Annotated in this window: 11 protein-coding genes; 2 read left to right on the top strand and 9 right to left on the bottom strand. The window is 34.4% G+C overall.

Features of this window, described 5'->3' with window-relative positions; all coding sequences use genetic code 11:
• Positions 1-14: 14 nt before the first annotated feature.
• A complete protein-coding gene (locus B8T70_RS02365) occupies positions 15-761 on the top strand; it encodes a succinate dehydrogenase/fumarate reductase iron-sulfur subunit (protein ID WP_035617551.1) in 747 nt (248 codons plus the stop codon).
• Between the two features lie 68 nt (positions 762-829).
• Here B8T70_RS02365 and B8T70_RS02360 read toward each other — a convergent pair whose 3' ends face one another.
• Complete coding sequence (locus tag B8T70_RS02360) at positions 830-3,133, bottom strand: family 20 glycosylhydrolase (protein ID WP_086893775.1); 2,304 nt, start codon at positions 3,131-3,133, stop codon at positions 830-832.
• Between the two features lie 203 nt (positions 3,134-3,336).
• Here B8T70_RS02360 and B8T70_RS02355 point away from each other — a divergent pair, with 203 nt between their 5' ends.
• Complete coding sequence (locus B8T70_RS02355; protein ID WP_039113114.1) at positions 3,337-4,110, top strand: DeoR/GlpR family DNA-binding transcription regulator; 774 nt, start codon at positions 3,337-3,339, stop codon at positions 4,108-4,110.
• Here the strand turns inward: B8T70_RS02355 and B8T70_RS02350 are convergent.
• From B8T70_RS02350 to B8T70_RS02315, 8 genes are all read right to left on the bottom strand, one after another.
• Complete coding sequence (locus B8T70_RS02350; RefSeq protein ID WP_086893774.1) at positions 4,107-5,177, bottom strand: dipeptidase; 1,071 nt, start codon at positions 5,175-5,177, stop codon at positions 4,107-4,109. The two genes, B8T70_RS02355 and B8T70_RS02350, sit on opposite strands and share 4 nt — an antisense overlap.
• Before the next feature lie 17 nt (positions 5,178-5,194).
• Positions 5,195-6,310 carry a D-TA family PLP-dependent enzyme gene (locus tag B8T70_RS02345; protein WP_086893808.1) on the bottom strand — a complete coding sequence of 372 codons (1,116 nt, stop codon included), beginning with the start codon at positions 6,308-6,310 and terminating at the stop codon, positions 5,195-5,197.
• A gap of 4 nt (positions 6,311-6,314) precedes the next feature.
• Complete coding sequence (locus B8T70_RS02340; RefSeq protein WP_039118011.1) at positions 6,315-6,962, bottom strand: bifunctional 4-hydroxy-2-oxoglutarate aldolase/2-dehydro-3-deoxy-phosphogluconate aldolase; 648 nt, start codon at positions 6,960-6,962, stop codon at positions 6,315-6,317.
• A gap of 14 nt (positions 6,963-6,976) precedes the next feature.
• On the bottom strand, positions 6,977-8,008 hold the full coding sequence (locus B8T70_RS02335) for a sugar kinase (RefSeq protein WP_039113256.1): 1,032 nt from the start codon (positions 8,006-8,008) through the stop codon (positions 6,977-6,979).
• 235 nt (positions 8,009-8,243) lie between these two features.
• Positions 8,244-8,711, bottom strand: a complete 468-nt coding sequence (locus tag B8T70_RS02330; RefSeq protein ID WP_039113111.1) for a RidA family protein — start codon at positions 8,709-8,711, stop codon at positions 8,244-8,246.
• A gap of 4 nt (positions 8,712-8,715) precedes the next feature.
• Positions 8,716-10,035 (bottom strand): GntP family permease, encoded by a 1,320-nt coding sequence (locus tag B8T70_RS02325; protein ID WP_086893773.1) that lies wholly within the window; start codon positions 10,033-10,035, stop codon positions 8,716-8,718.
• Between the two features lie 14 nt (positions 10,036-10,049).
• Positions 10,050-11,582, bottom strand: coding sequence for a SusD/RagB family nutrient-binding outer membrane lipoprotein (locus B8T70_RS02320; protein ID WP_086893772.1), 1,533 nt, complete (start codon positions 11,580-11,582; stop codon positions 10,050-10,052).
• A 12-nt stretch (positions 11,583-11,594) separates the two neighbouring features.
• Entirely contained in the window at positions 11,595-14,750 is a 3,156-nt protein-coding gene (locus tag B8T70_RS02315) for a SusC/RagA family TonB-linked outer membrane protein (RefSeq protein WP_086893771.1), read from the bottom strand.
• Positions 14,751-14,823: the final 73 nt, after the last annotated feature.

Genomic DNA, 14,823 nt, shown 5'->3' with positions numbered 1-14,823 from the left:
CCCATAACAAAATTATGAAACTTACATTAAAAATATGGCGTCAGAAAAACGCCCAAGATAAAGGGGGAATTGTTGATTACCCAATCGACGGAATCGAACCAGATATGTCTTTCCTTGAAATGCTTGATGTTCTTAACGAACAATTAATCAATAAAGGAGAAGAGCCAGTAGCATTTGATCACGATTGTCGTGAAGGAATCTGCGGTATGTGTTCATTATTCATCAATGGTGAAGCACACGGACCAGACAGAGGAGTAACTACTTGTCAGTTACACATGCGTATGTTTAAAGATGGTGATACGATTTTTATCGAGCCATTTAGAGCAAAAGCTTTCCCTGTAATTAAAGATTTAGTTGTTGACAGAAGTTCTTTTGACAGAATTCAACATGCTGGAGGTTTTATCTCGGTAAATACTTCAGGAAATACAATTGATGCAAATACAATTCCGATAAACAAACACGATGCAGATAAATCATTCGATGCTGCTGCTTGTATTGGTTGTGGAGCTTGTGTTGCAACTTGTAAAAACTCATCAGCAATGTTATTTGTTGCTGCAAAAGTATCTCAATATGCTTTATTACCCCAAGGTAAGATTGAAGCTGTTGATCGTGTACTAAACATGGTACACCAGATGGATCACGAAGGTTTTGGTAACTGTACTAACACTGGAGCTTGTGAAGTAGAATGTCCTAAAGGAATTTCTCTTGAAAATATTGCACGTATGAACCGTGAGTATTTATCTGCAAGCTTGAAAGGATAAAAATAAAATGCAATTTAGTTTTTATAAAAAACGCATTCGCCACGGCGAATGCGTTTTTTTGTTTTTGCCTATTCATAATACAATTGCGAAGCACTTATTTCTTGTTTTTCTTTCCCTTCTTGTCGGATAAAGCATCGTAGTGTAGAACTTCCTGCAGCATCAAAATAACTGATGTTTATCTTATGAAATCCTTTTTCGAGTTTTGCTGCCCCAAAAGCTTCATTAATCCAATGTCTTCCGTCGTTATCAACAATAAGCTGGTAGTCTATAAATAATTTTGCACCATCGTCTACAATAGTCGAGAACTCATATTGTGCAGTTTCAGGAATATAGATATAACCTTCAAATTTTAACCCCATGTATAGGTTTTCTTTTGATTTGTATCTTTTCATTTCAATTACTCCTTCATGAATGCCTGACTTAATAAATTTGATAGTATCTAGTTCTAGTGTTTGTTGAACGAGTTTATTTGTATAGGAATATTTTAAACCATTTTTGGTTGGCTTAATAGCCAAAGCAGGTTGGGTTTCGGAATTTTTAACTGAAATTGTGGTAATGGAACTTCTTCTTCCACTTGGGCTTATTTGTACTACTTTTATGTTTCTGAATTCTCCTTTTGGAATATAAACCGTAACTGGTTTTGTGTAATTATTGGCTGTTTCATCTGGATTATAACCATCGATGGTATAGAAAATTTGCCCATTTTTAATGGTTGGTTGCATTTCTAGAATGAATTTTGACGCTATAATAGTGGTGTCCTGAATTCCAAATGGGGTAGGGACTTTATATAATCGTTTTTCGGATTCTAATTTTTCTATATGATGTGGGAATCTTTTTAGCATTAAATTCGAATAATTTTTATTCTTTGTTTCTGTCCAGGCTATTTCTGCAAATGGAAAAAGTCTTGGATAAAGCATATAATTTAGTTTTGCAGGACTAGTTACATATTCCGACCAAATATTAGCCTGAACTCCATGAATGTATTTTTGTTGTTCTATGGTTAGGCTATCTACGGGAGTTGGGTTGTAGTTGTATACTTCATGAACTGTGGTTAATCGACCAACAGATAATGGTTCTTGTAAAGAATAGCCCTGATTATGGTCAAAATAGACATAATCTTCTGGAGTCATTACTACTTTGTGTTTGTCTCTAGCTGCTGCAATCCCGCCAGATTCTCCGCGCCATGACATAACTGCTGCATTAGGAGCAAGACCGCCTTCTAGAATTTCATCCCATCCAAAAATTTGTCTTCCGTTTGCGTTTAGAAATTTTTCCATGCGTTTAATAAAATAACTTTGTAGCTCATGTTCATTTTTTAAACCAAGGTCTTTTATTCTCTTTTGACAATTCGGACATTTTTCCCATCGTGATTTTGGACATTCGTCTCCGCCAATATGTATGTAGTTACTTGGAAAAAGTACCATCACTTCTTTTAAAACATCTTCTAAAAAAACAAAAGTTTCTTCTTTGCCTGCGCAAAATACATCTTCGAACACACCCCAGGATTCAATTACTTTTAAGTCTGTAGATGGGAAACAGGCTAAGTTTGGGTAAGCAGCCACGGCAGCAGAGGCATGTCCTGGCATTTCGATTTCGGGAATAATATTTACAAAATGCTCTTCGGCAAATTTTACAACATCTTTGATTTCTTCCTGTGTGTAATAACCTCCGTAGGGAGTATTGTCAAAAAATCTTGGGAATCGTTCGAATTTATTCCCAACGAGTGTTTGTGCTCTTTTGGATCCGATTTCGGTAAGCTTAGGATATTTTTTTATTTCGATTCTCCAGCCTTGATCATCAGTTAAATGCCAATGAAAATTATTTAGTTTGTAATAAGACATTTGGGCAATGAAATCTTTAATAACATCTGCCGAAAAAAAGTGACGACATACATCGAGATGTAATCCTCTATACGGATATCTAGGCTCATCGATAATTTCAATACATGGTAGTTTGATCTGAGAACTTACTGTTAAGTTATTTGGCAAAAGCTGAAGTAAACTTTGTACTGCGTAAAATAGCCCTTGCTCTTGACCCGTAACAAAAATACCTTTTTGAGTAATATTTATTTTGTAAGCTTCCTTATCTCCTTTTGCGGAAGCAGATTCGGTTGTAAATTGAACCAAAATGTCGACTTTCTTTTTAGAAGAGTTTTTGTTTATAACAGATTCAAAAATTTGAGCTGTTTTGAGTTCTTTTGGGGTGTATTTATTGTTTTTAAAAACAATTTTTATTTGTCCTTTTATAGCGATACTATCACCTGTTGCCTTAAAAAAATTAGGTGCAGGAATTATAGTTGTGTTGTTTGAAGTTTCTTGGGCATTCCCTAATGAATAGCACAATGTTAAAATAAATAGGAGGATTTTTTTCATGTTAGGGTTTTTGGTTGGTTAAAAACAAATTTAAAGTTTATAGTGATTTAAATTAGTTGTTTTGCGAAAAAATTGCACTGTGTGTTTTTGTATTTAATGTATTGTAAATGATGTTTTTTGTGTTGTTTTTGTGTTAGTTTTTTATTTCTTCCAGCAATATTATTGCATTATTTGTTTACTTTTGTTATAATAAATGGAAACGCATGAATGATAACGAATTGGTAAATTACACCAAGGAAGAAAGAAAAGCTCATATTTTAAAAGAGATTAACTTACATACCCGAGTGAGTTTCGACACACTTTCTAATCAATTGTTTGTTTCTGAGGATACAATTCGAAGAGATATAAATGAACTTGAATCAGAGTCTTTACTGATTAAGGTGAAAGGTGGTGCTATGACAAAAGCATATCATCATTCTTCGGTAACAAAAACTTACGCTGGTGAATCTAAACAAATAATTGCAAAAAAAACTGTTGGATTGCTTCACGACGGAATGGTTTTGTTAATTGGTGGAGGAACTACAATTAGAGAGTTTATTCGATTAATTCCTAATGATTTAAATCTTACTATTTTTACCGTAACTGTTTTATCTGCAGTTGAACTTTTGGATAAACCTAATGTGAAAGTTATAATGATTGGTGGGAGTATTTCGCCTTATAGTCAAATGTGTGTGAGCGGAGATGTGTATCATCAGTTATCAAGTATTAAGGTTGATTTATTAATTTTAGGAACAAATGCATTAGATATCAAAGGAGGTTTTTCAGACTCTGATTGGGAAACTGTTCAGGTAAAAAAAGCAATGATTCAGGCTTCTCAAAAAACGGCTATTCTTACAATATCCGAAAAATTGGATACGGTTTTAAAGATGAAAATTGCCAGCTTATCCGAAGTAGATTTTGTAATAACTGAGGTTGATCCTAATCATGAAAAACTTCAATCGTATAAGCAGGCTGTTCCAAATTTGACTTTTATTTAATCCCAATTTTTTATTAGGAAGTTTATCCAGTTTTGATGGAAGATATTTTTTAAATCTTCTTCTGAATATCCATGGCTTCTAAAGATGAAGACTAATTTTTGTAAATCGGCTATAGTGTTTAAATCATATGGTGTTTGTTCTGTGCCAAATGCGCCATCTAAATCTGAGCCTACGCCAATGTGATTTGCATTTCCTGCCAATTGGCATATGTGGTCCATATGTTTAAAAACGGTTTCGAGATTACATTGCATTCCTAATGGAGTAGAAACGCCTCGTTCCCAATTTGGTACCAACATCCATGCATCTAATGCGCCGCCTATAACTGCTCCTCTGGAAATGAGTTCTTTGATTTGATCATCACTATATTGTCTATTATGATTTACTAAGCTTCGGCAATTATTGTGACTTGCCCAAACTGGACCGTTATAGTTTTCTAGGGCTTGCCAAAAAGCATCGTCACATAAATGTGTTGCATCCAGAATAATATTTAAACGTTCCATTTCTTTAAGCAATGCGATTCCGTTTGCGCCCATTTTTCCTGTAGAATCGGTTCCGTTAGCATAACGACCTGGGCCATAATGTGCAGGACCAATAGCTCTTAGTCCGTAATTGTGCGCTTTTTCTACGTATGAAACATCAATAAGGGAATCTGCACCTTCGAGACTTAAAATATAGCCAATAGGTTTTTTGTCATTTGGAGTGCCATCATTCCATAATTCAATTTGTTTTAGTAGTGATTTCTTGTCGGTAATTGCAACCATTTCGCCTTCCTCTTCCATGCATTTGTACCAAGAGACTTGTGCTTGTGTTTGCGCCCAAGCTTGTTGTGGTGAATTCCAACCAGGAATTTTACTATCGGGTTTAACAAATCGCGCTATTTGAGTAGCTACTACAATCCCGATGTTTCCTTTTCTTAAATCGGGGAATGATACAGTAGCTTTTTCTCTATCTGGTTTGTCATTCATTCCTTTTTCTAAATGACGCAATGTAGATACATCATTTCTTAAATCTCTATTCCATTCCATAGCATTCATGCTTAGGTCTAGATGTGCATCAAATATGAACATAGTGTTGTATTTTATTTTTAAATACTTATTTTTTTATTACGGGCAAGAACAGTCCATTGATTGTAAATATCTTGCTGAGAGTTTACTACTTGAACTGTTTCGTATAAAGCACAAGTAGGACAAATATGGTAGGGGATTGCATAAATGGTATCGCCTAGTTTGTATTGTTTATTTCCTTTGTTTTCGAGAACTAAATGTTCTTCGGAATGCGATATTGGAATTAATTTATCGTCATTTAAAATTGTCAAACGTTTATCTATTGGGTTTTCTGAAGCTACAGATTTATATCCGATATCGATACATAGAGTATTTTCTGTGGGTTTAGAAATAATTGTTCCCACTAAAACCGCTGCGGGTTTAAAACTCTGCTCAGGTAAATTAGTCTGATAATTAATATCCCAAAATACAAATGTACCAGGGCTAGATTCTACATTTTCCTGAGTGGCATAAAACGGAAATGTATTAGAGCCACCAGCAACAATTTTTAGTTTGTAATTGAGTTTTTTTTTAAGTGTAGAAAGTTTATCTGTTATCTGGGTAAATGAATCTGATACTTCTTTTGTTCGTTGCTCGATAGTGCCTTTTAAATGGCCATCATAAATATGTAATCCTAAGAAATTGATATTTGGTAATTGGATTATGGCACTGGCTAAATCATTCCAATTGCTTTTAAAATTTACTCCGGTTCTATCCATTCCAGCATTTATATCAAGATAGATATTTAGCTTTAAATTGTAGCTTTTGCCTAACTCGGACAATTCGTTTGCTGTGTCGATATTATCAACAATAGTCGAAAAATTAAGACGAGGATATTTATGTAGTAAGGTAATCCAGCGTTTTTGTTTTAATCCTGTTGGTTGGTAGGCTAATAATATATCAGGAACATTGTGAATGGCACATAATTCGGCCTCGGCAATAGTGGCACATTTTACTTTGTTTATTTGATATTTTTTAAACAAATCGAGAATTTCTCCAAGTTTATGCGTTTTTATATGTGGTCTTAATTTTTGAGTATTCCCATTTACAGATTCAATTAAGTGCTCGATATTGTATCGAATACGGTCGATATAAAGCGCTAAAAAAGGAGTGTCAATACGCGTTTCTGGATTTATTTCCCACCAATTATTTTCCATGTCTTTATTTTCTGGTTTTATCAACAATAGCAATTAAATTTTTAAAAGCTTCAAATGATTTATTATAATCTAATTGAGATAGCATTTCTTTGGAGAACAAGTGAGAGCCAATTCCTACACAAACAACTCCTACTTTAAACCAGGATTTTAAATTGCTTTCTTCTAATGTTACTCCGCCAGTAGGCATCAGTTTTAAATTTGGGAATGGTGCTTTTATAGCTTTTACATAATCAGGACCTCCTATTTTATCAGCAGGAAAAAGTTTAACTATTTCGGCTCCTAATTTATTAGCATGAAGAACTTCGTTTAATGTAGCTGCTCCCGGAATCCAATAAAGATTATTTTTTAAACAATAATTTCCTATTTCTAAATCTGTATGGGGGCATATAATGCAATCTGCACCAAGTTTATGGTACGTTTCGGCATCATTTAAGGTCAGGACAGATCCAACAGCTAATTTTATATCTAGGTTATTTGTGTTTCTAAAATTTACCATTTGAGCAAAAACTTCTTTTGCGTCATCAGCACGTGCAGCAAATTCAATGATTTTAATTCCTGAATCTGAAGCAGATTTTAGTATAATCTCGGCAGTTTTAATGCTGATTTGTGTGACTAAAGGAAGTACTCTTTGTGCTTTTAAAATATTATACATTTTGTAATTATGTTTTATCTATTAATTCTATTACTTGAGCCGTATTTGATGAAATGGTTTATTTCTTCGGATGTGGTTATTGCAAAGTCTCCTACTACGCTTTGTTTTATAACACCACATGCCGTTGCCCAATCTATACATTCTTGTCCTGATAGATTGTTTTTAAGGCTGTAAAGTAATCCTGCGGTAAAGGCGTCTCCTGATCCAATCTGGTCGGTAACTAAATGTATTAGATATTGTTTTGATTCGTAAAATTTACCTTCGTGAAATAACATGCCTGAATACAAATGGGTTTGACCTTCTGATTTTCTGAAGCTCATAGCTAATGTTTTTAGGTAAGGCATTTTTTCTTTTAGCAATTCGTATGTTTTTAGAAACCGATTAGAATCGGAATCGTTTTTATCTGTTTTAATACCAAAATATATTTCTGTCGAATCTAAATCGGCTACAGTAATTGTGCTATAATAAAGTAAATCGGGCATAATTTCGGAAGGACTTTTTCCGTATTGCCATAATTTTGTACGAAAGTTAAAGTCAGAGGATATTGTTATGCCTTTATTATGAGCGGCTAATATTGCTTTCTTGCAAACTAAACCAGCCTCATTAGAAACTCCTGGGCTGATTCCAGACCAATGAAAATGGGTTGTATTTTCTAAAACTTTATCCCAATTTATTTCATCTTCAGCAATAGTTGCAAAAGCCGAATTATTACGGTCGTAAATTACCTGCGATTGTCTTATCTGATTACCTGATTCGATAAAATATAAGCCAATTCTATCTCCTCCATAAATACAATCTGTGGTATTTACATTGTACTTATGGAGTTCATTTAATGCAAGCTGAGATAGGTCGTTGTTAGGTAAACGAGTTATGTAATTGGTATTTATGCCTAATTGTGAAAGTAGTACACAAACATTTGCTTCGGCTCCTCCTATATGAACCTGCATTTCTTTGGCTTGCGTAAATCGATTGCCATTGGCTATGCCCATTCGTAATAGAAGTTCTCCAAATGTTGCAATTTTTGTTTGTGAGGTATTTGTATTCATAGTTATTATTTTTTTTTACCACTCCCGATAGCTATCGGGATTCACAGATCAAACATTTAATATTTTTTTACCATTAAGATATTAAGAAAATTAAGCTTGACTTCTTAATGAAAATTAGTAGGTTAAGAAAAATTAAGCTTAGATTCTTAATGAAACTTAATGTCTTAATGGTTTAATTAAAAAAATCAATGTTAATCATTGAATTCCGATAGCTATCGGGAGTGACATAACTTTTTTAATATAATTCGAAAATCGCTTCTACCTCAACAGGAATATTATCTGGTAAAGAACCCATTCCTACGGCACTTCTTACTCCGATTCCGTTTTCTTGTCCCCATACCTCAGCAAATAATTCGCTACATCCATTAATAACATAAGGATGACGTAAAAAATCAGAGGTACAATTTACCATTCCGAGTACTTTAATTACTCTTTTTACTGCGTTTAGACTATCAAAATTGGTAACAATTGTAGATAACATTGTTAATCCTACTTGTCTTGCGGCTAGTTTACCTTCTTCAATGTCCATATCTTCTCCAATTCTTCCTATGATTAAAGATTTGTCGTCTTTTACAGGACCATGACCAGATAAATACAAATATTTGCCATCGATTAAGAATGGTTTGTATATGCCTAAAGGTTTAGGAGCTGGAGGTAATGTTAGGCCAAGTGATTCGAATTTTTCTTGTGGTAATAAGCTCATAATATTAGTGTATAAAAATGTTTAATATAAATATAAAAATAATTCCAAGGACGGATACTAATGACTCCATCACTGTCCAGGATTTAATGGTGTCTTTCATGCTGGTGCCAAAGTATTCTTTGAACATCCAGAATCCAGGATCGTTTACATGAGAGCACATCAGGCTACCTGCGCCTATAGAAAGAACCAATAAGTTGGGGTCTAATGATTTTAATTGTAATAAAGGTACTAAAACTCCGGCAGTCATTAAGCCTGCGGCAGTGGCCGATCCAACACAAATTCGTATTAATGCAGCTATTAACCAGGCGAGTAAGTAAGGGTGGATGTCTATTTGTATTAAAGATTCGACAATGGTTTGACTTACGCCGCTTACCATCATTACTTCTTTTAAACTTCCGGCTCCCCCAATAATAAGTACTATTAATGCAACGTCTTTTATCGCAACTGCATATTCGTCCATGATGGTTTTCATGTTTTTACCTGTACGAAAGCCTAATGTGTAGGTGCAAATGATTAATGAAATTAACATGATAATACTAGGTTCGCCTATAGTTTTGCATATTAGTTCTACTTGTTCGTTTTTCCAGACTAATGGTAATAAGGAAGTAATTGTTAAGCCAAATACTGGAAATAATGAAGAAGCTATACTTGTAAAAAAACTAGGTTTTGTAGCTTGGTTTGTAGGTTCTTCGGTTGGAACAATAGTGTTTTTATCATTAGATTTAATATTCTTAAGCGTGTCAGAGAATAATAAACCTGCAATAAGAATAGTTGGTATAGAAACAATAATACCATAGGTTAAAACCAAGCCAATGTCGGCACTTAAGGTATTGCTTAAAGCCATTGGTGATGGGTGAGGAGGTAAAAAACCATGTGCAACCGAAAGTGACGCAAGCATAGGGATACCTATATATACCTTGGGTAGTTTAAACTGATTGGCTACAGAAAATATTAAGGGAACCAAAAGTATAAAGCCTACACTATAAAATAAAGGGATTCCAACAATAAATCCTGTAATCATTAAACCTAATCGTACGTATTTTTCGCCTGTCCATTCCATAACTGTTTTTGCAATTACAGATGCGGCTCCAGAAGAAACGGTAAGTTTACCAATGCAGGTACCAAATATGATAATTAGGGCAATTGAGCCCAGCATATCGCCCAAACCTTTTTGAACGGTTTGTGTTAACGTTATTATTGGCAAACCTAATAATAGGCCTGCCAATAATGATGTTATAATAAAGGCAATAAATGGGTTGATTTTAAACCAAGTTATTTGTAGCACTAAAAAAATAATGCATGCCGAAAGAATTATAATACTCATTTAATTTATTTATATTATTGTTTATCCCACCACATTCTTGTTGTAAATGCATCGCTGCCCTGACGCTTAACTGCTTCTGCTAAGTTAGCAGAATTAACAGAATATTCGGCAGTTGGATATTTAAAACGCCTTGGTATTGTGCCGTTTGTCACGTTTCCAGGAAAATTTACAGGAGTTAATATTGGGTAGCCAGTTCTTCTCCAGTTTGCATAAACCTCTTGTTCATCTACAAATAAAGCAATCCAGAATTGAGTATGTATCTGATTCATTTTTTGATCAAATGTGCCTCCAGCCAAATATGGATTTGCAGTTAAATATGGGGTTGCATCAGTTATGGCGTAAGATGGTCCATAAATCACAGCATTTAGGAAAGAAGCTTTTACCGCTTTTTCGTATAAACTTTGGTCAGATTCTCCCACATACCATCCTCTAAGAGCAGCTTCAGCCAGATATAAATTAGTTTCGGCATTACTAATTATAATAAGAGGAGAATCAACTTTAAGAACGGTACTTTGGTTTGGTTCAGAATAAGTAGCCTGCTCAATTGGAGTTGGTGCTATTTTAGTTCCGTTTGGAAAACCTTTTTGCACGGCAGGGCTTGTATTTTGTACCGTGCCTTGCCAAACACCTGAGTATATACTAATTCTTGGATCGTTAGTAGTTTTTAGTACATCGATAAAAGTTTTACTAAGTTTTCCACCTTCATTGTTTTTTTGTCCGAAAGATGATTTTGCAAAATCAAGAGTTATTGGATCTAGAGCAGATGGATTACGGTTTATATCGTTTGGCCCGTCTTTATATTCCATTATGGCATTATCGGCAGCATTAAGGATTACCCCACCTGTAATTGCCTTATTTACCCAAGTTTTAGAAAGCGCTGGGTCAACTTTAGATAATCTCATTCCTAATCGAAGCATTAATGAATATGAAAATTTCTTCCATTTATTAATATCACCATCGTATATTAAATCAGCTTCGCCAAAACTAGGTTTGGATGTTGTTAATGCTGATGCTGCTTCATCTAATTCTTTCAGTAAATCTTTATATATAAATTCCTGACTATCATATTTAGGTAAAAAAAGCAGATCAGAATTTGCTTTTGCAGCTTGAGAGTATGGAACGTCTCCATATAAATCTGTAACACGGTGAAATAGGTAAGCTCTCCAAATTCTGGCAATATTATACCTGTTGATATTTTCTGGATTATCCTTTAGTGTGTTTATTACAATAGTTACTTCGTTTATTGCATTTGGATATATTCGTGCAAAAAAGGCAGAGTAATATACTTCGTTGTCAAGGTATTTGTCTCCTGCTCCTGATGCTTCTTTGTAAGTGGAATAATGTTGCATCATTTGACCACATTCAATAATTGAGGTGAAAAAATAATTATTGTTTAATCCGTCAAGCTGAGATCTGCTAAAAATGAAATTTGGAGTAGGTTTATCTACTGCGTTTGGATTTGTATTAGTTTCCTCAAAATCTTTAGTACAAGCTGATATGCTTAATAAAAGGATGCCTGCTATATATAGGGTTGTTATCTTTTTCATGTCTTTTAATTTTTATATTTTAACACTTAAGCTTAAACCAAAACTTCTGGTTCTAGGTACACCAAATTGTTCTATACCTTGAGCATTACCAGCGCTAAAAACTGATTCAGGATCTACGTTTGGAGTTTTCTTATAAAGAATGAATAAATTTCGGGCAACAAATGAAATTGATGCTGATTGAATTACAGACAGACCTTTAATCTTATTAATAGGCAATTGGTATCCGATAATTACTTGTCTCAATTTTACAAAACTAGCATCATAAACAAATTCAGATGTTATGTTTTTTAATCCGTCATAATACGTTCTTAAGTTTTCAGGAGCAATAACCATATCTACAGTTCCTCCGTTTTTATCGACACCTTTTATTGGTAATCCATTTTCACGTCCTTCCAGAGTAAGTTTTGTAAGTCCCATACGAGTTCCGTATAAATCGGTACCAGAATATAGGCTACCTCCAAATTTTGCATCTATTAAGAAGCTAAAGGTTATTGCTTTGTATTTAAATTCATTACTAAGCCCTGCTCCCCAAGGATGTACACCTTGACCTAATTCTTCAAGTGGTCCTCTTTCTGTAGTAGCCGAGCCTCCGCTTACATTATAAACAGTGTTTCCATTTGCATCTTTAAGTGGTTTATATCCTTTTATGATACTATATGGTCTGCCAACATCACTTGCAATAATTGCATAATTATTTACAGAAGAAGCCATTGTTATTGAGGTTAATTCTTCGGTTAAGGCTTCTACTGTGTTTTTGTTATAAGATCCATTGAAGGTAACATCCCATGAGAAATTTTCTGAACTCATAATTTTTCCATTAATTAAAAGTTCTACACCTTCGTTTCTCATTTTTCCGAGATTTAATAAAGAAGTAGTTGCTCCAGATGCATTAGAAATAGTAGTTTCTACAATGTCGTTGGTTGTTTTACGATTGTACCAAGCAAAATCAATATTCATACGATTATTAAAAAAACCTAAATCTGTACCTATTTCAAATGTTGTTGAGGTTAAAGGACTTAGAGTAGGGCTAGGTATTCTTGAGCTAGTCGGACCTTGGAGTTGTTGCCCATTATGTCCTCCTTGAATCATAGAGTATGATGGATTTAATGCGTATGGGTCAGGAGTTGCTCCACCTACTTGTGCCCATGAACCTCTTAATTTTGCAAAAGAAACCCAGCTTGGCATAGTTAATATGTCTGAAACTATTACGCTAGATCCAATAGAAGGGTAGAATACGGTGTTATTATCTTTAGATAGTGTAGAGAACCAATCCTGGCGTCCTGTAAAGTTTAAAAAGAATACATTTTTATAATCTAAATCTATCGCACCGTAAACTGAGTTGGTTTTGGTTTTTCCGTAAGGGTATGTATAGCTTACAGTTTTTAAGTTTGTTAGTGAGTAAAAATCGTCTAGAACAAATCCTGTTCCATCCACTCTTACTTCGTCTCTTAGTGTCGTTCTCGAATTAACTCCTATTAATGAGCTTAAAGAAATTCCTCTGTATATGTTTTTCTTGGTGTAATTAAGTATTGCTTCAGAATTTATATTAGATAATATCATTTTTGAACCCTGAACATAACCATCAGGAGTATTTAAAGATGTTTTAGGGATGTATCCAAAAAATTCATAGTTTGTGTAATCTTGACCGATACGACCTTGTAAAAATAAATCTGGCGTAAAGTTTAATTTTACGTTTGCCATCCCCACAAAACGGTTTTTAGTATCATTATTTTTAATTCTATTCACTACAAATTGAGGATTTGTTGCAACGGGAACAGGGTTCCATGCTACTTCTCTTCCGTTTTCATCATATCCAGGAGCTAAGTTTCTAATGTCTACAGTATTTGCAATTAAGTAAGTTCCCCAGTTTGGGTTTGCTTCAGCATCGGATACAGTTGGTCTGTTGTTTGATTTTTCTAGGTTGTATTGTGTTACCACATCAAATTTTAACCAATCAGTTAGATTTACATTACTGGCTAAATTGATTGTTTTGCGATTAAAGTCGGCGTTTGGTACAATACCTTCACTATTCATGTTAGAGAATGAAAGACGGCCACTTGCTTTGTCGGTACCACCAGATAACGCAATTGAGTTTATATATGTAGTTCCAGGTCTATAGAAATTTTTAATATTATCTTTTTGTGGGCTATAAGGTCTTTTTACTCCATCAAATTGCACTACATCAGTTCCGTCCATTTTAGCTCCCCAAGACCAGCGTCCAGTAGCTATGGCTTCATTTTGGGTTAAAGGCTTTTTGCCAGCATCTCCAGCTCCATATTCATATTGCCAATCTGGTATTACTGCGGGAGTTTCTAGAGTAAATGATGTGTTATAGTCAATCCCGATACCTTTTTGAGCAGAACCTCTTTTGGTTTGAATCAAGATTACTCCATTGGCAGCATTAGCACCATATAAAGCCGCAGCAGTTCCTCCTTTAAGAACTGTTATAGACTTGATGTCGTCAGGATTTATTAAAGCAGTTCCATCTCCTCTGTCTACATTTAATTTTGGTGAGCCAGGTGCATTTCCTGTTCCGGGTAGATTAAGTTGTGTGTTGTCTATTGGTAAATCATTTACAACATACATAGGTTGGTTATTTCCGTTTAAGGAACCATTTCCACGTATTACAACTCTGGTCGAACCGTTTGGTCCTGTTGCTGTACTACTAACGTTTACTCCGGCAATTTTACCAACCAAAGCATTTGAGATATTGGCTTCTTTTGCTTTGTTAAACTCAGACCCTTTTAGCTCGGTTACTGCATAGGTTAGAGATTTGCTTACTTTTTTGACACCTAACGCAGTAACAAAAACTTGTTCTAAAACATTTTCAGATGGTTTTAAACTTATAAGTAATTGATTTGTGCCATTTATTTTGGATTCGCTTGTTCCGTATCCCATATAGTTAACGACAACAAAACTTTCGCTTTCAGGAACATTTAGTTTAAAGTTTCCGTTTTCATCAGTAATCGTTGCTATTCGGTTATTGCTTTTTGCGTATACGGTTGCTCCGGCTATTGGCATTCCGTCATCTTGACCTACTACTTTACCAGTTATCTCAATTTGACTTGTGCTTTGTTCTAAGAAATGCTTTTTTATTGCATTTTCATGTGCGTTTATTGTTAGACTCATTCCTCCAATAAATACTAAAGATAATAATTTGGTTTTCATAATTTTCTGGTTTTCATTGTTTTATGGTTTGGTTGGTTATTTGTTTGTGGTCAAATATATATAATTTATTCTC

The sequence above is a fragment of the Flavobacterium sp. AJR genome (assembly GCF_002156885.1).
Classification (GTDB): Bacteria; Bacteroidota; Bacteroidia; order Flavobacteriales; family Flavobacteriaceae; genus Flavobacterium.
This window is presented reverse-complemented; position numbering and strand designations above follow the sequence as displayed.